The organism is Vibrio splendidus (assembly GCF_001557875.1).
Lineage (GTDB): Bacteria > Pseudomonadota > Gammaproteobacteria > Enterobacterales > Vibrionaceae > Vibrio > Vibrio splendidus_F.
In genome coordinates this window covers 1,758,341-1,777,269 of the sequence record NZ_LNRF01000001.1, presented here as the reverse complement: position 1 = coordinate 1,777,269, position 18,929 = coordinate 1,758,341, and the positions used below count along the sequence as shown (strand labels likewise).

20 protein-coding genes are annotated in these 18,929 nt (G+C 44.2%); 9 read left to right on the top strand and 11 right to left on the bottom strand.

Features of this window, described 5'->3' with window-relative positions; translation table 11 throughout:
* Positions 1-160: 160 nt before the first annotated feature.
* The 3 genes from grxB to ATB74_RS07540 form a co-directional block, all read right to left on the bottom strand.
* Positions 161-793, bottom strand: coding sequence for a glutaredoxin 2 (gene grxB, locus ATB74_RS07545; protein ID WP_061017647.1), 633 nt, complete (start codon positions 791-793; stop codon positions 161-163).
* Positions 794-1,124: 331 nt separating this feature from the next.
* The gene (locus tag ATB74_RS24085) at positions 1,125-1,286 is read right to left on the bottom strand and encodes a hypothetical protein (RefSeq protein ID WP_009846296.1); all 162 of its coding nucleotides are present in this window, start codon (positions 1,284-1,286) and stop codon (positions 1,125-1,127) included.
* A gap of 163 nt (positions 1,287-1,449) precedes the next feature.
* Positions 1,450-2,430: a Gfo/Idh/MocA family protein gene (locus ATB74_RS07540; protein WP_061017645.1), complete on the bottom strand. Its 981-nt coding sequence runs from the start codon at positions 2,428-2,430 to the stop codon at positions 1,450-1,452.
* A 209-nt stretch (positions 2,431-2,639) separates the two neighbouring features.
* Here ATB74_RS07540 and ATB74_RS07535 point away from each other — a divergent pair, with 209 nt between their 5' ends.
* Entirely contained in the window at positions 2,640-3,122 is a 483-nt protein-coding gene (locus ATB74_RS07535) for a GNAT family N-acetyltransferase (protein ID WP_061017643.1), read from the top strand.
* A 2-nt stretch (positions 3,123-3,124) separates the two neighbouring features.
* A complete protein-coding gene (locus ATB74_RS07530) occupies positions 3,125-3,898 on the top strand; it encodes a L,D-transpeptidase family protein (protein WP_061017641.1) in 774 nt (257 codons plus the stop codon).
* Positions 3,899-3,940: 42 nt separating this feature from the next.
* On the opposite strand, the gene ATB74_RS07525 is transcribed toward ATB74_RS07530, so the two are convergent.
* From ATB74_RS07525 to ATB74_RS07515, 3 genes are all read right to left on the bottom strand, one after another.
* Positions 3,941-4,678 carry a sulfite exporter TauE/SafE family protein gene (locus tag ATB74_RS07525; protein ID WP_060981690.1) on the bottom strand — a complete coding sequence of 246 codons (738 nt, stop codon included), beginning with the start codon at positions 4,676-4,678 and terminating at the stop codon, positions 3,941-3,943.
* 160 nt (positions 4,679-4,838) lie between these two features.
* Positions 4,839-5,558 carry a glycerophosphodiester phosphodiesterase family protein gene (locus tag ATB74_RS07520; protein WP_060981689.1) on the bottom strand — a complete coding sequence of 240 codons (720 nt, stop codon included), beginning with the start codon at positions 5,556-5,558 and terminating at the stop codon, positions 4,839-4,841.
* 192 nt (positions 5,559-5,750) lie between these two features.
* Positions 5,751-6,353 carry a 2OG-Fe(II) oxygenase gene (locus tag ATB74_RS07515; protein WP_060981688.1) on the bottom strand — a complete coding sequence of 201 codons (603 nt, stop codon included), beginning with the start codon at positions 6,351-6,353 and terminating at the stop codon, positions 5,751-5,753.
* A 388-nt stretch (positions 6,354-6,741) separates the two neighbouring features.
* Here ATB74_RS07515 and ATB74_RS07510 point away from each other — a divergent pair, with 388 nt between their 5' ends.
* Entirely contained in the window at positions 6,742-7,530 is a 789-nt protein-coding gene (locus ATB74_RS07510) for an MBL fold metallo-hydrolase (protein ID WP_061017639.1), read from the top strand.
* A gap of 136 nt (positions 7,531-7,666) precedes the next feature.
* On the opposite strand, the gene ATB74_RS07505 is transcribed toward ATB74_RS07510, so the two are convergent.
* Complete coding sequence (locus ATB74_RS07505; protein WP_019824668.1) at positions 7,667-8,095, bottom strand: ATP-dependent zinc protease family protein; 429 nt, start codon at positions 8,093-8,095, stop codon at positions 7,667-7,669.
* Positions 8,096-8,127: 32 nt separating this feature from the next.
* Entirely contained in the window at positions 8,128-9,033 is a 906-nt protein-coding gene (gene rimK / locus ATB74_RS07500) for a 30S ribosomal protein S6--L-glutamate ligase (protein WP_019824669.1), read from the bottom strand.
* 602 nt (positions 9,034-9,635) lie between these two features.
* On the opposite strand from rimK, the gene ATB74_RS07495 reads away from it, so the two are divergent.
* Complete coding sequence (locus ATB74_RS07495) at positions 9,636-11,420, top strand: SgrR family transcriptional regulator (protein ID WP_061017637.1); 1,785 nt, start codon at positions 9,636-9,638, stop codon at positions 11,418-11,420.
* Positions 11,421-11,538: 118 nt separating this feature from the next.
* On the opposite strand, the gene ATB74_RS07490 is transcribed toward ATB74_RS07495, so the two are convergent.
* Positions 11,539-11,976, bottom strand: a complete 438-nt coding sequence (locus ATB74_RS07490) for a MarR family winged helix-turn-helix transcriptional regulator (RefSeq protein ID WP_061017635.1) — start codon at positions 11,974-11,976, stop codon at positions 11,539-11,541.
* A gap of 103 nt (positions 11,977-12,079) precedes the next feature.
* On the opposite strand from ATB74_RS07490, the gene ATB74_RS07485 reads away from it, so the two are divergent.
* The 3 genes from ATB74_RS07485 (at position 12,080) to ATB74_RS07475 (ending at position 14,967) form a co-directional block, all read left to right on the top strand.
* On the top strand, positions 12,080-12,385 hold the full coding sequence (locus tag ATB74_RS07485; RefSeq protein ID WP_060981742.1) for a DUF3861 domain-containing protein: 306 nt from the start codon (positions 12,080-12,082) through the stop codon (positions 12,383-12,385).
* A 204-nt stretch (positions 12,386-12,589) separates the two neighbouring features.
* A complete protein-coding gene (locus ATB74_RS07480; RefSeq protein ID WP_060981684.1) occupies positions 12,590-13,372 on the top strand; it encodes a hydratase in 783 nt (260 codons plus the stop codon).
* Positions 13,373-13,608: 236 nt separating this feature from the next.
* Positions 13,609-14,967 carry a Na+/H+ antiporter NhaC family protein gene (locus tag ATB74_RS07475; RefSeq protein WP_061017633.1) on the top strand — a complete coding sequence of 453 codons (1,359 nt, stop codon included), beginning with the start codon at positions 13,609-13,611 and terminating at the stop codon, positions 14,965-14,967.
* Positions 14,968-15,089: 122 nt separating this feature from the next.
* Here the strand turns inward: ATB74_RS07475 and ATB74_RS07470 are convergent, their stop codons facing one another.
* A complete protein-coding gene (locus tag ATB74_RS07470; RefSeq protein ID WP_060981682.1) occupies positions 15,090-15,650 on the bottom strand; it encodes a cysteine hydrolase family protein in 561 nt (186 codons plus the stop codon).
* An 89-nt stretch (positions 15,651-15,739) separates the two neighbouring features.
* Between ATB74_RS07470 and ATB74_RS07465 the strand changes: the two genes are divergently transcribed.
* Both ATB74_RS07465 and ATB74_RS07460 read left to right on the top strand, forming a co-directional pair.
* The gene (locus ATB74_RS07465; RefSeq protein ID WP_060981681.1) at positions 15,740-16,696 is read left to right on the top strand and encodes a GlxA family transcriptional regulator; all 957 of its coding nucleotides are present in this window, start codon (positions 15,740-15,742) and stop codon (positions 16,694-16,696) included.
* 106 nt (positions 16,697-16,802) lie between these two features.
* On the top strand, positions 16,803-17,873 hold the full coding sequence (locus ATB74_RS07460) for a helix-turn-helix domain-containing protein (RefSeq protein WP_081090079.1): 1,071 nt from the start codon (positions 16,803-16,805) through the stop codon (positions 17,871-17,873).
* A 17-nt stretch (positions 17,874-17,890) separates the two neighbouring features.
* Here the strand turns inward: ATB74_RS07460 and ATB74_RS07455 are convergent, their stop codons facing one another.
* Positions 17,891-18,907 carry an alpha/beta hydrolase family protein gene (locus ATB74_RS07455; RefSeq protein ID WP_061017629.1) on the bottom strand — a complete coding sequence of 339 codons (1,017 nt, stop codon included), beginning with the start codon at positions 18,905-18,907 and terminating at the stop codon, positions 17,891-17,893.
* Positions 18,908-18,929 lie beyond the last annotated feature (22 nt).

Here is an 18,929-nt window from a genome sequence, read left to right as displayed (position 1 = left end):
CGAGGCTGTTTCTAGTTTGAATATAGTACGTGTTTTTTTGTGCCTTAAATAGCCATAATCCAGTAAATAGCTATAGTCCAATAAGTAGTTATAGTTCAGTAAATAAACATAGTTCAGTAAGCAAACTTAGCTCGGTAAACGCTCTATGCAGTAAACAAGTCTAGCGCAGCAAACTGATATCAAGTTGTTTGCTTTTTGTTTCCATCCAGCGGTTCAAGTCACTTGGCCACTCAATCGATGCCTCTGCGTAGAAACCGCGAAGCATCGAGAAATAGAGGGCTTGATCAATCAAAGGCAACGATGACTCACCATTCTCTAGAGCAAGCAAAAGCTCGGCATCTTTCAGTAATGGATTAATCAGTTGAACGAACTGGGGGGTCTTTTCTAAGAGCTCTTCAAAGTTGAAACCTTCGGTCTCTTTACTGGCACGCCAAGCTTCTTTACTTCCTGCAGAGCGATATTCAGCCAAGTCGAGATTCCACCAACGTGGGCGTCCGATCTGTTGAGTAAGAGGGAAAGCACGGCTTTGGAAAAGCATAGCTTGTTCAGATGGCTCACGTCGCTCGTCACTTGATTTTAAATCCATGAAATAAGCAATGATGTCTAGGCTTTCTGCCATGATAGAACCGTCGCTTTTTTGTAAGACTGGCACCATCTTTTTACCGATTAAATCGATAAGGGTTTGGGCATCATCATAATTCACAGAAACAAGCTCGATGTTCAAGCGTAGTGATTGAGCAATGTAGGCTACTCTTGCACAGAAAGGGCAGTGGTCGTATATGTAAAGCTTCATAGCTTCCCTTAGTTCAGGTTATTATAAATATAAGATGATACTAATATACCAGAGAGTCTTACGAATACTAAGCGTCAATAAACACTAAGCATCTATAAACCGTAGGCTATCAACAGACAATAAGTACTTAGCGTAAATACTCTTTGATTCATTTTAGGGTCTGTAGGGTTCGGTTTTACTGTAACGAGTAAACTAATGGGAAGGCTGGTAAGGAATTGCAGGCATAAAAAAGGCCCTGGCTGTTCACTCTAATGCAGAAGAGTGAAATCAGCCAAGGCCTCAATTTTGTTACCTTTAGCAGAGTGACTACTAAAAGAGCGGAGCGGTTAAACTATGCTTTTTTAAGGTCTTTTGCAGGGTAAGTAAGCGTCATTATAGCGCCTTCTACTGTTGTAACGTGAACGTAGCCGCCACCAGCACTTAGGCCAATTACTACCATTTCACCTAGCTCAACACCTTTTGTTGCTACAACGCGATCATCAACTGAAAACACTTTACACACCTTCAATAAATTAAATTAATACGATAGATATCGAACGCGGATTTAAACAGATGGCCCCTCAATCGACTAATCCAGTTGTTTGTCGTAAAGATTAAATTTAGTTATGCATAAATCAGTCTTTGTTAAAAATCATATGGTTAACTTAACTGTGATGTTATTTATCGGCAGGATAAACGACACCAACTTGCTGACGCATCTCCGTAATTAACTTGGCAACGGTTAAAGCACGCAGTTGGGCTTGAGCTTGTGTGTTTTTGTCACCGGCAATACAGTTTGCAAAGGTTTGGGCCTCGTAACTCATAGAGTTCTCGCTCTGTGCTTGGGTGAGGCTCTCTACAGTACCATTGCGGTAGTAGATCTTAACATCGGTGCACTCAGCGATGTGATCGATGATGATCGCCCCTAGTTCACCTTGGATTTCACTTGGCGCATAAGAGTCGCTGACTTTGGAGTGAGCAAGGGTCACGTCAAACTCAGGGTATTGGAAGATCGCGCAGCCATGCGCATCCACACCTGATTCAAGCAGCTTTGCAGAAGCTTGTGCATGTTTAGGTTCACCAAACAGAGCGACAGTCGCAGCTACGCAGTAGAAGCCAATATCGACCAATGAGCCGTTAGAGAAAGAAGGGTTGAAAGTGTTTGGGTTCTCGCCGTTAAGATATTTCTGGTAACGCGACGAATATTGGCAGTAGTTGATGTGCGCTTTATGTACCTTGCCAATCTTTTCTAGGCCGAGTTGGACTTGCTTAAAGTTTGGCAGGAATTGAGATTTATACGCCTCGAACAACACCACACCGTTTTTCTCAGCGACTTCGAACATGCGTGTTGCTTCATCAATGTTTGATGCAACCGGCTTTTCACAGATAACGTGTTTGCCGTGTTCCATCATCAAGATAGATTGCTCACAATGCAGAGAATTTGGTGAGGCAATGTATACAGCTTCGACCGCGCTGTCATTGGCTAATGCATCGAGTGAGTCGTAAGTGGTTTCAACGCCAAATTCTTGCGCGAACTGTGCTGCGCTGTCTAGATTTCGAGAGTAAACCGCAGCAAGTTGCATCGATTGAGATCCGTGAGCAGCTTGAACAAACTTTTGTGTAATCCAATTGGTTCCAATTACAGCAAACTTAATCATAGAGGTATCCAGTCGTTAGTGTATTGATTCTGCAGCGATAGTAGCACTCAAAGGTTGGTAATGTGCCTGAGATTTGCGGAACAACTTCCCTAAACTTAGTGCCTAATATTAATAATCAGCCTTCATTGAGTGTCTGAGTTGACCAGTGTAACGGTGCACAACTAAGCCATTTTTGCTAAGGTGTTATGGAATTCAAATAAGGTAATACTATGCAAATCCGGACCGCTAAGGTAACTGATATTAGCTCGATCTTGGAGCTCTCTGAGCAGATAAACCGTCAACATCATCTAGGTGCGCCTATGGTGTTTGCACCAGTTTCACAGAGCCGGGCCGATAGTGAAGAGTATTGGTTAGGCTTAATGCTTGATCCGGTTGGTGCTTTCCTGGTTGCTGTTGATGATCGGCAGGTGATCGGCTTTTTAGCGGGGAAGGTAACGCAGAACAAAGGCGTCAGTTTCATTCAGTCTCACAAGGTGGCAAGAGTGAACACGATTGTGGTGAATGCTCAGACTCAGAGCCAAGGTGTCGGTAGAGCATTAATGAAGTCATTCAATCAATGGGCGCAAGCGAGTGGCGCGATCGAACTTCGATTGGAAGTGATGGAGTTTAATCAGCAAGCTCAGGGTTTTTATGAGTCGTTGGGGATGGAAACCCAGTCACGAACCATGTCTATGCGTTTTGAGGAGCTCTAACGGTGCATCTGTTTTGGTCTTTATCACTGTGTTTACTGTTTGTGACTTCGAGTGTATACGCTGAGAAGGTTGTCGTTGAAAAGATCGTATCTGACGCGACGGCTATCGAAACCATCGTATTCGAGTCGGCACCGGCTCATTCCCAACGAGTCTCAACGTCTTCTTCTAACTCAACCTCTTCAGTGAGCTCAAACTCCAAACATGTGATTGTTGTGGATGATGTTCTCAAAAGTGATTCTGGTGAACAAGTTGCTCAGCTATCTCAAGATTCATCTAAACGTTCGCCTCAAAGTTCCTCTCGACAGTTTTACAACGTACCGGATATCGATTCTGAGGTAGATTCGTTGTCGCAAGTGGTCACCTTGGTCAAAGTCGATAAATCGAAACGTAGGATGTATCTGCTTAAAGGCGAAAAGGTGATTCAGGAGTTTCGTATTGCGCTAGGCAAACAACCGAAAGGGCATAAACGCTTTGAAGGGGACAACCGAACGCCGGAAGGTACATACCAGCTCGATTATGTTATGGAAGAGTCGGACTTTTATCGCTCAGTACATATTAACTATCCGCAACCTTCAGATATGCAATGGGCAGAGCAAAATGATGTTGATCCTGGAGGGAACATTAAGATCCACGGTATCAAAAATGGTGAGCGTCGTTCGCCTAGTTTTATTCAAAGCTTTGATTGGACGGATGGCTGTATCGCATTAACCAATCAAGATATGGATGAATTTCTCCAACTTGTAAAAATGGGTACCCCTATCCATATCGAATGGTAGGTATCGGTACCCAATTTTCCTGAACAGCACCGCTAGAGCCAGTTACAGTAAGACTCGACCTGCACTGAATATCGCAATCACGATGAGCAGGGCAATGGTAACTGGTTTGAACTTCGCTCCGCCAAATCTCTCGAACAGTTTAGAACCGACATAGCCGCCAAACATGCTACTTGGTAGGAGTGCTAGAGTAAGCCAGACCACATCACGGTCGACTAACCCCGCGATAGATGCCGATACAAACGCACTGGAATCTGCCAACACAAAGAACGCAATCAGGCCTGCTCTGGCAATGTGGGGTGCGACTGGGCTTGCCAATGCATGCGTGCCAATCGGAGGCCCTGACATTGAAGCCGCGCCGTTCATTACTCCTGCAAGACTGCCCAGAATATAGGGAGCAAATCTAGGTTCACTTTTGTACTGGAACCCTTTGTAGATCATAAGTGCAGACGCAAAAATGAAGGCACTAATGATCAAAATTATTGTATCTTGGCTAACAGACTTGAGCAGAAGTAAGCCGACCGGAGTGAAGGCTAGACAAGGGATAAACACCTTTGAAACCCAGCGCCAATTGACGTGTTTTCGAACCTTCGGTAGCAATTGGATATTGCCCAATAGGTCGATAAGCATGAAAACAGGAACCAGTTCGATAACGGGCACGAATAACGCACTCAATGGCAATGCCACTAAAGTGAAACCGAAACCTGAGAAGCCACGAACAATAGCGGCGAAAATGAAGATTGCGCCCAAAATTGGGAAGATTGGACTAAAAATGAGATCCATAAATTAAGTAACCAATGAAGCTGTCTAAATAGAGCGAGCTAATGAAACCAAGTGAGTAGCGGAATGTACTCCTACTCACTTGTGTTTGCTACCTAATTTTAAGGTTTCCCGAGAGTTAATTTTAAAGTCTCTCGAGGCTGTTTTTGCAGTATTCGCGTGCTCAATTTATAGCGCTAAATTGATTCGGAAAATCAGTGAATACGGCATCGACTTCTGAGATGAGTTTGAAGTGAGATGGATCGTTGACGGTGTAGCACCATGTTTGAATGTTTGCTTCACTGAGCGTATCGAGATCGCTCTGATTTACATGCTCATAGTTCATGTGGCAACTGAATGCTTTAACCTCATTAATGAGCATAAGATCAGCTTGAGTCAGTTGCTCTGTGATCACACCGACGCGGTATCTCGGTAAGTGGCGAGCCATTTCAGCAACCACTTGATGGCTGAAGCTCGATAGTAAGACTTTATCGGTGTCCAAATTTGAGCGAATCAACTCTTCGTGCAGTAAATCAACGACATGAGGAGCTTGATGTCGGCTGTCGACTTTGATTTCGAGGTTGACGCTGAGATCATGTCGCTCAACAAGTGCAAGTAACTCTTCCAACGTTAGTATTTTTTCTCCCGCGAACTGTTCAGACTTCCAACTTCCAAAATCAAGCTGACGCAGCTCTGCAAGAGTATGCTCGTCGACACGACCCTTGCCATCGCTGCAGCGCTCAAGGGTGTGGTCGTGACAAACCACAAGTTGATCATCCTGAGTTGGCTGAATATCTACTTCGATCCATTTCAAGCCGAGTTTAGCGGCTTGTTCAATGCTTGCTTTGGTATTTTCTGGGTGAGTACCTGCTACACCTCGATGACCTACGATGATAGACGACATAATTAATCCTTCTTGAATGCGCATCGTAAATAGTTATTAAATATCACTTTTCTCTTTTACGCTAGATTAATCGTTATATTAGGTTACTCTGCAAATTGAAGGTGTGCTCTAGTGACACTGTTTTCGTTGTCCACATTAATGAAAAACCTCTCAATCGAGAGGTTTTAAAGTTCCAGTGTTAAAGACCAATATTTAGTGTGCGATATCGAGTTGGTTGTCTTTCACGCCGTTAATGCGGAACCAACCTGCAATACTGAATCGCTCTGTGTTTGTCGGCAGGACCTCGTGTGGAAACTGTTCAGATAAGAACACAAATAAGCGCCCTGACTTTGGTGGAATGGTCGCAATGTGGTTGTCTTTTAGATCGTAAACCACAAGCTCACCTGCGTCGTCTTCTGTCCACTCGTCGTTCATGTAGAACACGGTAGTCAGACGGCGGTTCTCATTGCCTTTGAAGCAGTCTAAGTGCTTCTGGTAGAAGTCGCCTTTTTCGTATTTAGCAAAGTGCGCTTCGTACTCGAACAGACCCAAAAAGAACGCTTGGTTTGCCGCTAAACGAATTTGTTCCATCTTGTCTAGGAACAGAGAAGCTGGCTCGCCCATGTCGCGGCGTACCCACTGAATTTTGTCACTACGAATGGTCGACTCTCGTGTTACTTCATCGTTACGGCCAATCCTAGCCTTTTTCCAGTTCTCTGGAATGCAATCCCTCAATGCCACCACTTCTTCATGCGTTAAGAAGTCATCCCAAACAAAGTAACCTTGGGTAGAAAGAGCATCGATTAATTGGTTCATGTATAGCACTCAGACAATAAATTAGAGGCGCATATATAGTCCTAATAACTCATGGCAACAAATCACATGTTTTGTCGTCACGATAAATGATGTTGGTAGCTTGAATCGTAAGGCTTATAGAGCAAGGTATACGGCAATGCGGGCATTCGATAATGCTGAAAACTATCGGATGAAATTGATGGCAATCTTTGGGATCTGTTCCCATTTACACTGAGTTGAATTGGATTTGAGTAACATCGGATTTGAGTAATTTAGTGAATACCAATAGAAACCTTGATTGGAGCTCTCTATCTTGTTTGAGATTGTTGATTTTAACAAAATGATCACAATTGAAGTTGGATTTGCTATTGTATAGGTCTGACCAGTTGTTTTATCACAAGGAGCAGTTTTGCAGCTGCATACCATTAAAGGCTATATCCAAGACATGTATCTCGTAGAGTATCCCGATAGGCTGCTGTTACTTGATGGTGCGTGCCGTGCGGATATTCCTCAACTTAGGGCTTTCATTGAAGATGATCTTGGCCGTGAATTTAGCGATCTACACACTGTGGTTGTGACACACATGCACCCAGATCATGCAGGCGCTGCGCATACGCTCAGAAAGCTCACTAATTGTCATTTGGTGTCAGCAAACAGAGACAAGGATTGGTATCACGGCATTGATGGAATTTTGATGCACCTGACCGACTTAGCGCTTGCTAGGTGGATGGCGAACCGCTTAGGAAAACCGAAAGCAAACCTATGGTATTCAAGAAAGTTGAAACCGGACTATAAGCTGTCGGATGGGGATAGTATTCCGGGGTTTGATGATTGGTTGGTTCTAGAAACGCCGGGCCATACCGACAGAGATCTCTCGGTCTATTGCCCATCACACAGCGTGGCTTATGTGGCTGATTTAATGGTCGAGGTTAAGAAGAAACTGATTCCGCCATTTCCTATCTTTCATCCTAATAAGTATCGAGCGTCTGTATCGCGTATTTATGACATGCAGCTTGATACCTTGCTGGTGGCGCATGGTGGGCGAGTCGATTTCAGTCAGAAAGCTTTTGAACATCTGTTGATGAGTGCCCCAAGAAGGCCTGTTACACATTGGCGAGTGACCAAAATCAAAACCAAGAAATTACTGTTATCGATATGGCGATTTGGTTTTCAATCTCATGGCAAATCGAAGAAATAGATCAGAAGCCTGAATTCAAAACCGTGTATTCAGAACTGAAGTAGAAAGTGGAAATAGAAAAATAGATAGCAATAAGGCCAGTCATGAGACTGGCCTTATTTAGTTATAACCTGTGGAGCGGTTACGATGACTCGGATTAGTGAGTCAGCAGGAATTCACCCGCTGGATCAACAATCACTTTGTCACTCATGCCTTGACGACCAAGCAGCATCATATAAGTCATATCTTGACGGTTGCTTAGCGTGATATCGATAGGCCATTCCTGACCGCCGATTTTTAGCATGGTTTCAATCACACAACGGTGTTCAACTTCGCCGTTCGATGATTTGATTCTTTTACTTGTTTTCAGCTTCGCTTTGCAGCGCACTGTCTCTTCTAGGTGGTAAACGTCTGGGTGAAGATCGAATTCAACGAAGTTCTCACCGTCTGTTTTTACACATAGTAGATTGTCTACGTGTAGAGAAGAGGTTTTAGCCCCTGTATCAACACGTGTATGTAGTCCAGTTATCCCTAACTCTGGTAAGCAAAGTGCTTCTGTATTCCCTATGATCATTTTATTGTTCATGTCATTTCCAATCATGAGTTAACGGCGTTAAATCAGCCTTTGCCACGAGTACGGTTAGCGTTTGGTTTTGCATTTTTTTCGATGAATTCGAAAATCATGTCTGCTACATCTTTACCTGTCGCTTTCTCAATACCTTCTAGGCCAGGAGAAGAGTTAACTTCCATTACAACAGGGCCATTCTTAGATTGTAGAATATCAACACCACATAGGTTTAAACCCATAATTTTCGCAGCATTGATTGCTGTAGCGCGCTCTTCTTTGGTTAGTTTAACCAGTTGAGCTGTACCGCCACGGTGCAGGTTAGAGCGGAATTCACCCTCACCAGCTTGACGCTTCATCGCTGCAATTACTTTGTTGCCAACAACAAAACAACGGATGTCTGCGCCATTTGCTTCTTCAATGAACTCTTGAACCAAGATGTTCGCTTTTAGGCCCATGAATGCTTCGATAACGCTTTCTGCTGCTTTGTTTGTTTCAGCTAGAACCACACCGATACCTTGAGTACCTTCAAGAAGCTTGATAACCAGTGGTGCGCCACCTACGTTTTTGATCAAGTCTTGAATCTTGTCTGGGCGGCTAGCGAAACCTGTTTTTGGTAAGCCAATACCTTTGCGAGACAACAGTTGTAGTGAGCGCAGTTTGTCGCGAGAACGACTGATTGCAACTGACTCATTGATACAAAAAGTGCCCATCATTTCGAATTGGCGAACAACCGCAGTTCCGTAAAAGGTAATGGAAGCGCCAATACGTGGAATAACAGCATCGTATTGAGGTAGCTCTTCACCCATGTAGCGAATCTTCGGATTGTTACTCGCGATATCTATATCACAGTGCAGCGTGTCGATAACATCGACCTGGTGACCACGTGCTTCTCCAGCCGCTTTTAAGCGAGAAGTAGAGTATAGATTTTCGTTGCGAGAAAGAATTGCGATACGCATGGCGTTTCCTTAGTTAATACCTGATTGGTAACTGCAAATAAATTAGTTGTTAGCTGAGCTTTCAGTTTTTCTGAGGCTCCTTGCTTGCTTCGGGGCGAACCTTAAGGCTTTTCGTTTAACTAAGAAAACGAATTAAATTTGTCGAGTCGACAATGGAAATTTATCGAATGCGTGAGCGATTGGTACAGCTGGGTTGAGAGGGGATTTAAAATGGAAAAGCGAGTTGAGACCTAACTCATATTGGGGGTAGGAGCATATTAGGATGTACTCAACTCGCGTTAACTCGGTGCTTAAAAGTGTACTAATAACGCCAGTTACATAGCTCTATAAGTGTTCGTAGTGCTTCTCTTTCGAGCTTGCTACAGGTGCTTTTTAGCTTATTAAGATAGTATTTTCTCATGATGACTACTTCTCTTGTATTAGGCTTTGGTGGGAACTCAAAGTTCCTTGTTGACCCATTAATTATGGTTATTTAATAGGAACTAATAAACAGATGGATTTTTGTTGAGTTGTTCCTGTTTTTGTCTTTTATCAGCACTTAAACACAAATGTGTTTTATAATCGGCTTTATGAGGAAGGGTTGTTTCTAAAAGGTTCATTATTTGTCTGATCTAAACATGATGCGTTACTACACTCGGCTGGATTCGTTCGAGCCTAACATCTCACATTCGGTCACTTTGACTGAGGTGGCAGACAAGCTGTTTACCAGTTTGCGCCATGCACGAACCTTACTCGGCAAGATGCATCAAGCTGAATGGGTGGTGTGGGAGCCAAAAGTCGGTAGGAATCAACGTTCTAACCTGACATTGCGCTTTAGCAATCAACAACTGACTCAACATGTTGCCAGCAAGCTGATAGAGCAGGGCAAGTACGAAAAAGCGCTCTCTATTTTGGATAATGACCGTGCAGTGTTTGGCTCTCTTCTCCAAGAAACATCCGGTGCGACGATGCGCGAAGGGTTACTGCACGTCCAATTAACCTACAAACGTAAGTTCGAAGACCTGTTCCCGCATCATATTCACCGTAGTAGTGAACGATTTTTGATCAGGCAAGTGTTCAGTTGTTTAGTGACATGTAATGGCAAAGGGGAGTTGAAGCCTGAGTTGGCGCATCACTGGCAATATGATTCTGAAAAGCTCGTTTGGACTTTCTATCTGCGCCCGGGACTTACTTTCCATGACGGACAGCCTGTGGATGCTAAGCAATTAGTTTCGATGTTTTCTGCATTGCAAACCTTACCTTTCTATCAGACAGAGCTTGCCCATGTCGCTTCGGTTTACAGTGAGCAGTCATTGAGGATCAGCTTTCAACTCACCAAAGCAGATACGGGCTTTGCTGGTTTACTTGCTGGCGTTAAATACTCGATTCAACCCGCAGCGCAAGTCACCCGTGAACCGTCTCCATTAAGTTCTGTGTCCCATGCTGTTATTGGTACCGGTCCATTTAAAGTGGTTGAGACCAACAATGAACGAATCAAACTCGCCGCATTTGAACACTATTATGGTTGCCGCTCGTTAACCGATGAGGTGACCATCTGGCAGTTTGAGGAATCAATGACGGGCACTGCTCGCTTCGATGACAGCCAAATGCAGGTATCGCCTTATGAAGATTCTTCATGCTTCCATCAATTAGGGAAAAGCGGTGCGGAGCTTGTTTCAGCAGACACAGACGGTCTTCGTAGCCGAGTCGAGGATGGGTGTCTGTTTATCCTGTTCAATCAGAACTCAGCGGCAACTCCGCTTAATAATGAGCAGCGAAAATACCTTTCACAACTGACCAACCCACAAGCGATTTTGTCTCAATTGGAAACGAACAAGGGTTTGTTCAGTGTCTCTTTAGCTCAAAACATACTGCCAAGCTGGCAGAAGTTGTATCGAACGCCGTCGAAAGAAGCACAACTGCCGGAAAAGATGAGTATTGCGGTTTACGACTATTATGCGTTGTACCGATGTGCGATTTGCGTATCCGACATACTCAAACGATATGGCGTGGAAGTTGAGGTGAACACTTACAGTTTTCGAGAATTGGCGCAGCTCTCTCAAAGTGGCAAATTAAAAGAAGACTTGGTGTTGTGTAACCTGAATCTCGATGACAATGCCCCGTCTTCGCTGTTCTCTTGGATGATGAACGATCCTGTTTTGCACTCTGCTTTAGGAGAGATGAACAGTGATTGGCTCAAACAGCGTTTGGATAGTCATAAAGCATCCGTTGAACTGCCTAATTACTTGGCAGAGCTAGAACCTATCGCGTCTACTCTGATCTCAGATTATTGGTTAGTGCCTATGTTCCATCACTTGCAGACCGTTCGTTTCCAAGGGATTCTGAAAAACGTGGCCATCACCAACTGGGGATGGCCAGATTTCAAGAATGTATGGTCTGCTGATTAATTTCTTACCGAGTAGGATAAAGCGTTTTCAAAGTCGATTTTGGCATGCTTATATGTAGGTAAAACCAAATTCTACAAAAAACACCACCGATGATTCGATTCGGTGGCGTTCTTTCGTTTTATTTTGAAGAGCTGCTCTCTAAATTCTGCGCCATTTTCTTTGCAATTTTTCTGAATTGCTCTAACTCATCTTCGGCCATGCCTTTGGTCATTCTCTTCAACATGTCTCGGTCTATATCCGAAACCTTACTCATGACCTCTTGCCCCTTATCGGTCAGAATCAATAACTGGCTGCGCTTGTCTTCTGGATTTGGAGACTTCTTCACAAGCTCTTGATTGATCAATGCATTAACTAATCTCGTGACCTGCGCTTTATCGCGGTTTAAGTAGTGCGCGATATCGATAGCCGTACATGGAGATTTCTTAGTAATGATCTTCATGACACGAATGTTCATGGGTGCGATCTCAGAACCCAAGCTCTCAATCTGTTCACTCATTTGACGTTTCACAGAGTGTACTAAACGAAAGATAGACTCTAACGATGTGTTATCAGACATAAACGATCCTTAGAAATATAGTTGACACTATCAACTATTGTGTTTATGGTTGACATTATCAACTTAATTGTTCGTAAATTCAAGTTAGGAGACAGTAATGACGATGCAAACAATCACAGGCAAACACAATCACTACCGTATCACTATCGAAGAAGTGAACATCAAGGAAGATCGTGAACTGCAAACCATGCAGTTTGAAATTGAAGACAGAGAAAACATGTTCGCGATTGTAGAGAAGATCAAGCAGGACAGTGGCCTAGACGAGCAATCCGCAACGAGACTAGGTGTAAGTATTCGCTTACTGGGACCGTTGATGATGCAAGATAGAAAACACCCTCTGTTTGTTGATTTCATGCCTCACTTCAGAAATTTCATGCAAAATCTTAAGAAGACGCTGAAAGGTGCGTAGCGCTTGTCCGGCAATGACATATTCAAAAAGCCAGCAAACTGATCATCAGGTGCTGGCTTTTCTTTTAATATATTGACTTAGCAGTATGTGTTCACTTACGGGACATGTGACAATAGACCTTTGAACACTTTACGGTGCAACCATCGCATGAGTGATGCCATTGCCCAAGCCTATTTCTAATCGTTCTAAATTAAACGGTATATTATGACAAGTGTATTTGAGCAGGCGGCTAAAGAGTTATTAAGCCGTCGCACCGCGGGAACTAAAGCGCCAAGATTAATCGAACAATATCGCCCAACCAGTTTAGATGATGCGTTAGCCATTCAAGAATCCATGATTGAAATTAGTGCAGATAGGGTGGGGGGCTGGAAGTGTCTATTACCTCTTGCAGAAAACAAATTTATCGTAGCGCCTATTTTCGCTGACAACGTACAGCAAGGTGAAGTTTGTGAACTGTTCGCAGATACAGGCTCAGTGCCAGGTAAAGAGGTAGCCCGAGTAGAACCAGAAATCGCTTTTGTACTGACTAAGTCTTTGCCTGCGAACTCAAATGGTTACAGCGAAGCACAAATCAATGATGCAATTGGCTCTTGCCATATGGCACTTGAGTTAATTCAATCTCGCTTTGCTGATGACAGTGGCGCGGAGTTTTATGAAGTGTTGGCTGACTGCCTAGCCAACCAAGGTCTGCTTCTAGGGCCTGAGGTCGACAGAAAAAAAGCATTTGCAGCTGCGAACGTTGAGGTAAGTTTTACTCAAGGTGAAAAAGTGCAAGCGTTCTCTGGAAAGCATCCTAACTCTTTAGCACAAACCCCTATCTATTGGCTGATCAATACGATGACCAAACGTGGAGTGAGTTTTGAAGCGGGCGAGGCGATCATTACAGGGTCTTACTGTGGTGTGGTTGAGCTTGACTTCAACGAGCTGACATCCATTGCTTATGATGATATTGGAGAGTATCAAGTGACTTTCACACAAAAGCGCTAAGTTATTTACAAGCTCTATTTATTAAGAAAGCAGCTCTCTAAAACTCTGTTTCGTGTATGAGCAATTTGTTCTTGAAAGGCTATTTACTGGTGAGTAAATAGCCTTTTCTATTATGTGATGTTCAATGGTGTGCTTATTACTTTGCATTAAATTGGGCGTTTAGACGTCTAGACGTTGACAAGTCCTAAGTGTGACATTAGTCTGCTCTCCTTCCTGTTCTATAGTGTTGTCGTTCCATGTCCAATTCAAAAAATTCTAATGCGGTAATTGCCCCTTCGGCAGTGGCACTTATCCCTCTGATTGTGTTCCTTGCGCTGTTTATTGGCGTAGGTACCTACCTGTCGTTGCAAGGCGTCGATTTTGCTTTCTATCAGCTTCCAGCTCCGATTGCGGCTCTACCTGCTGTGATGTTGGCGCTGCTGTTGAGCAAAGATAAATTGAACCGTGCTATCGAACAGTTCTTAAGTGGAGTAGGTCACAAAGACATTATCGCAATGTGTATGATCTACCTATTGGCAGGTGCTTTTGCAGCCGTTGCTAAAGCTTCCGGTGGTGTTGATGCGACGGTAAATCTTGGCTTGTCAGCAATCCCTACGAGCATGATTCTTCCGGGTATCTTCCTAATTTCCGCATTCATCGCGACAGCAATGGGCACCTCAATGGGTACTATTGCGGCGGTAGCGCCTGTTGCATTGGGCATTGCAGACTCAGCAGGCATGAGCATTCCACTAACTGCAGGCGTTGTTTTAAGTGGCGCGATGTTTGGTGACAACCTGTCTATCATCTCTGATACCACAATTGCTGCGACGCGCTCGCAAGGCTGTGAGATGAGAGACAAGTTTAAAGAGAACATCCGTATAGCACTTCCTGCTGCACTTATCGCGATTGTTATCTTTGCTTTTAACAGCACGGCAACTCAAGTGCCTGAAACGGGTCCTATCGAGTGGCTGAAAGTACTGCCTTACATTACTATCTTGATTCTTGCAGTATCAGGTATGAATGTGTTCGTTGTGCTAACCATCGGTATCTTACTGGCGGGTGGCGTTAGCTTAAGTTCTGTGGAGAACTACGGCTTAACGGATTACGCTCAAGATATCTATGCTGGCTTTGGCAACATGCAGGAAATTTTCTTACTGTCGATGCTGATCGGTGGTTTGAGTGAGCTGATGCGTCGCCAAGGTGGCCTAGCTTTCTTAACTAACCTAGTCAGTAGCATGATTCGTGCATTCGGCTCTTCACACTCTAAGCAAGCGAACGGCCGCGCAAGTGAGTTGGGTATTGCTGGTTTAGTGTCTATGGTGAACATGTGCACGGCAAACAATACAGTAGCGATCATTGTCTCTGGTAGTGTTGCTCGTCAATTAGCAGAAGAGAGCGATGTATCTCCACGTCGCTCAGCAAGTTTATTGGATATCTTCTCTTGTGTGATTCAAGGTGTGTTGCCATACGGTGCTCAGGTATTGTTATTAGGTTCGGTATTTAACCTATCTCCGCTAGAGATTGTTTCTAACTCGTACTACTGTTTCGCATTGGCTATTGTTGCTATCGTTGCTGTGTTTATTAAGCATCCTGCGCGTCAAACTGCCGCAGCTTAATCAGAAATTGTTTCTAGTCAGAAGGCGCCTTAATCGGCGCCTTTTTTGTGCTTTTAATATGTAGACCGTCAGTTTAGGTGGCAATCACGAATCTGAGAGCTTGCCACTTAGGCGGATCTTGATTAAAGCAGCTTCTCTAGCTCGTTTGCTGTGGCAACGTTGCTATAACCAAAGCTAAGTGCTGCCATGAATGCCGCGTGAACATGTTCTGCCGGTACTTTAACGCCATTGAACTCCATATCCAGTGTGGTGCAAGCATCATGGGCGACGTGACATTCATAACCCAAGTCAGTTGCTGCGCGAGTCACTGCGTCAATACACATGTGGCTCATCGCGCCGACAATGATTAGCCTTTCAACGCCTTGTTCCTTCAATACTTTGTCCAGTTCTGTATCTCTAAAGCTATTGATCTGCTGTTTCACAATCACTCGCTCACCTTTCAGAGGTGCTACGCTGCTATGGATTTGAGCACCATCGGAATGTGGCAAGAAGAACGGTGCTTCATTGGTTGGAAATTCATGGCGTACATGAACAATTGGTAGTTTCTTATTGCGGAATGTATCGAGTAATTGCGCGCCTTTTCCTGCCGCTTTTTCTGTTTCAGAGAGTGCCCATTTCGCGCCTTCGTATGAAGGAAAGTAGTCGTTTTGGAAATCAATAAGTAGTAGTGCAGTATTGCTCATAATCCATACCTTTGTTGTTAATGTCTTGTGGTGTAGGGCTATTATGACTACTCTCTGTTTTTTAACGCACGTCAAAAATGACAGACTCTATGGCAATAGTGACAAAATCAGTAAAGGTCGAAATCATCGATTACCCAGGCTCTCTGCAGAGCGCTGTGTTTGGAGTAAAAGAGTTTCTTCAGATGGCGAATAGCCTTGATTCTGAAAGTGAAACGGTTCAGTTCCAAGTTGAGATTAAGCCTTATGGCGACTTATCGGTTTCATTGGCTAACTCAAATGAAGAGTCTAAAGCCGATATCATTTTATTGCCGCCCAACCTAGATGGCAGCTACTACCTAGAGCGTGATGATAGGCTAACGGATTACCTGATTGACTCTCATCAAAAGGGTTCAATATTGTGTTCAGCGTGCGCTGGCGTGTTCATTCTTGCTCAAACCGGATTGCTAGAAGGGCGAACCGTCACCACGCACTGGCAAGCTCAACAACTGTTTTCGGAGCTCCATACTGGAATCGAAGTGGATATCGATAAAATTCTGATCGATGACGATGACATCATTACTGCTGGTGGTTTGATGTCGTGGATGGATTTGGCTCTATTTATCCTGACTAAATACACGACGCCGACTAATACACGTAATTTGGGGAAGTATCTGGTGTTGGATACGGGGCTGAGAGAGCAGCGCTACTATCAAAGCTTTGTGCCTAACTATGCTCATGGCAATGACAAGATTGTGTCCGTGCAGCGCTTTATTCAAAAGAATCACCACCTCCCTTTGGCACTTGATCAATTGGCGGAGGAAGCCTTCATGACACGAAGAACCTTTATTCGACAATTTACTAAAGCGACAACCTTGACTCCAATTAACTATATTCAACACGTGCGTGTTCAAAGCGCGTGTGAGCTACTGGAAAGCTCACACAAACCAGTAGAACAAATTAGCTACTTAGTTGGATATGAAGATGTAAACAGCTTCCGAAAAGTCTTTATGAAAATCATTGGCTTAACGCCATCAAGGTTTCGCTCTAGATTTTTGTCAGAGGAATGATTTACCATAGATTGATATTCAATATGTATTACTGATTTGCTCAGTTGCTTCGCTAATGAAGTGCTGAAGGTGAAGTAATCTTTTCTCTAACTTAAACGGACTTTTGATGCTTGCCATTCCTTTACCATTTGTCGCTGCGCTGTTGTTATTGATGACAGGCGTCCTGCTTCGATGCCGTTACCCACAAACCAGTCAAAAGCCATTTTGGTTTATCATTCTCTGCGCATTAATGATTACGGTGGTGGGCCTGCGATGGACGGTAGACATTGCGCTGTTTCGCTTCTTACAACCCATTCTCGGAGCCAGTGTTCCTGCGGCGGCTTGGCTGTGCTTTGCGGGAGCTCATCGAAGTCAATCCAGCACACATTTGCATTGGTTAGGCCCGATTGCTGTCTTAGTTGGCTCACTTTTCTACACGCACCTCTGGGCGGGAACCCTTGATGTATTGCTGATATTGCTCTATCTCGGCTATGGTGGTTTGCTGTTGAAGTCGTCGAGCACCTTGCCGGAACAAGTGCGGCTAACCGATATCTCGAAAGTGTTGGTTGCTGAACGGGTTGCAGGTGTAATGCTGCTATTCTCGGCTTTGGTTGATAGTGCGCTTTCTTTCGACATCTTGCTGTTGGATGCGCAGCACACCAATCTGATCTTATCGATTAGCTACCTTGTCCTTATTCCAGCCATTGTGTCCGCTGTGATGGTAGTCAGTATGAGCACGCCTGCCGAAGAAAAAACCATGCAAGTGCAGGCTTTACCTACCATGTCACAAGGTTTTCCAGAAGAGGTCGACATATCGACTACACTAGTGCGCAGCTTAGATGAAGACCAAGCAGAAGAAACCGCACAGATCATGGCTAAGTTCGATGCATTAATGAGTGAGCATCAATTATTTAAGGATCCTGACCTGTCTCTCAATCGCTTGGCACGAAAGCTAGGCATTCCTGCTCGCAAGATATCGTCTGCAGTTAATCAAACTCACCAACAGAACATTTCGAAGGTGATTAACGCCTATCGAGTTGAGTACGCTAAGGCGCTCCTGAAGCAAACGGATGAAGCGATAACTGACATCTTCCTTAGTTCAGGCTTTCAGACTAAGTCTAACTTCAATAGGGAGTTTTCAAGGATTACTGGGCAAACTCCAAGTGAGTTTCGAAGTTCACCACAAGTGTTAGATTGAGTGTGTTTGCTTTTCGTTTATCGATTCAGAAAGCGAACGATGTCATTGAAGAAGAGTTTATGTAGCTGGTTGCGTGATGTGCCAATGCCATCTTTACAAATAATGCCATCCCCAGGCACCTCTTCATTCAGCATGGCTATAGCTCCGGGTTTACAGCCTTGAATGAAGCTGAAATGGGTGGCGTTTTCATAGACCTTGTAGCGTCTTGAGTTCAGTGGCATGTGCTCGGCAATATAGCCAGACTCCAACGTCTGAGGAAGATCTCCTATATCGATCCCAGCAGCCAGTATTAAAGTTGGTACTGTGATGCGATTTAAGCTGCCGACTGAAAAGCTACGAGCAAGCCCTAAATCAAGGCTGACTACACGTTGAATTCTTGGATCTGAAAGATCTTTATTGTTTGATTCTTTAGCTTGGACTTTGGATAGCCCTAACTCTTCGGCAAGCCCACAAGTTCTCGGATTGTTATATTGCTTACATTCCGATTCAAACGTTGCTCTATCTATTTTTGCTCCCGCCAATTGCATCACAGTCCAACCACCCAATGAATGCCCGATCGCGGTAACATTATCGGCGATAGCAGACTGCTTCCAAGGTGCTTCGGATAACAAGTAGTCCAGAATACGTGATACATCTCGTGGCCTTTCCCACCATTTTGCTGCTTGCTTTGGGGATTGGTCAAAAGAGGTGGTACCCGGATGATCTGCGGCTGCTACGATGTAGCCACGACTCGCAAGTTTGGTCGCCAACCAGTTTTGGTTTCGCCAATTTCCTCGATAGCCATGCGATAAAAGCACCACAGGAAAGGTACCTGATTGAACCTCCCCATCCCTGATGACTTGCGTACCGATGAAGGCGGGGTTATCGCCAATCAAGGTTGTGTCTGATTTATCTGATGTGGGATACCAAATGGCAGTATTTAGCGGGCGATTAGGGTCGTCAGTTAAGGTGACTTGAGTGAATCCGACATCGAACGCGACGGCAGAATTGCAAAGAAGAAGTAGGGGTATGAACAGTAAATGTGTCCAATTCATGGTGTTAACTCCAATTGAGGTG

Excerpts from the sequence above, each read along its gene's own strand:
- grxB (WP_061017647.1), bottom strand. The coding sequence starts at position 793 with ATGAAGCTTTACATATACGACCACTGCCCTTTCTGTGCAAGAGTAGCC.
- ATB74_RS07540 (WP_061017645.1), bottom strand. The coding sequence starts at position 2,430 with ATGATTAAGTTTGCTGTAATTGGAACCAATTGGATTACACAAAAGTTT.
- ATB74_RS07535 (WP_061017643.1), top strand. The coding sequence starts at position 2,640 with ATGCAAATCCGGACCGCTAAGGTAACTGATATTAGCTCGATCTTGGAG.
- ATB74_RS07525 (WP_060981690.1), bottom strand. The coding sequence starts at position 4,678 with ATGGATCTCATTTTTAGTCCAATCTTCCCAATTTTGGGCGCAATCTTC.
- ATB74_RS07520 (WP_060981689.1), bottom strand. The coding sequence starts at position 5,558 with ATGTCGTCTATCATCGTAGGTCATCGAGGTGTAGCAGGTACTCACCCA.
- ATB74_RS07515 (WP_060981688.1), bottom strand. The coding sequence starts at position 6,353 with ATGAACCAATTAATCGATGCTCTTTCTACCCAAGGTTACTTTGTTTGG.
- ATB74_RS07505 (WP_019824668.1), bottom strand. The coding sequence starts at position 8,095 with ATGAACAATAAAATGATCATAGGGAATACAGAAGCACTTTGCTTACCA.
- rimK (WP_019824669.1), bottom strand. The coding sequence starts at position 9,033 with ATGCGTATCGCAATTCTTTCTCGCAACGAAAATCTATACTCTACTTCT.
- ATB74_RS07490 (WP_061017635.1), bottom strand. The coding sequence starts at position 11,976 with ATGTCTGATAACACATCGTTAGAGTCTATCTTTCGTTTAGTACACTCT.
- ATB74_RS07485 (WP_060981742.1), top strand. The coding sequence starts at position 12,080 with ATGCAAACAATCACAGGCAAACACAATCACTACCGTATCACTATCGAA.
- ATB74_RS07480 (WP_060981684.1), top strand. The coding sequence starts at position 12,590 with ATGACAAGTGTATTTGAGCAGGCGGCTAAAGAGTTATTAAGCCGTCGC.
- ATB74_RS07475 (WP_061017633.1), top strand. The coding sequence starts at position 13,609 with ATGTCCAATTCAAAAAATTCTAATGCGGTAATTGCCCCTTCGGCAGTG.
- ATB74_RS07470 (WP_060981682.1), bottom strand. The coding sequence starts at position 15,650 with ATGAGCAATACTGCACTACTACTTATTGATTTCCAAAACGACTACTTT.
- ATB74_RS07465 (WP_060981681.1), top strand. The coding sequence starts at position 15,740 with ATGGCAATAGTGACAAAATCAGTAAAGGTCGAAATCATCGATTACCCA.
- ATB74_RS07460 (WP_081090079.1), top strand. The coding sequence starts at position 16,803 with ATGCTTGCCATTCCTTTACCATTTGTCGCTGCGCTGTTGTTATTGATG.
- ATB74_RS07455 (WP_061017629.1), bottom strand. The coding sequence starts at position 18,907 with ATGAATTGGACACATTTACTGTTCATACCCCTACTTCTTCTTTGCAAT.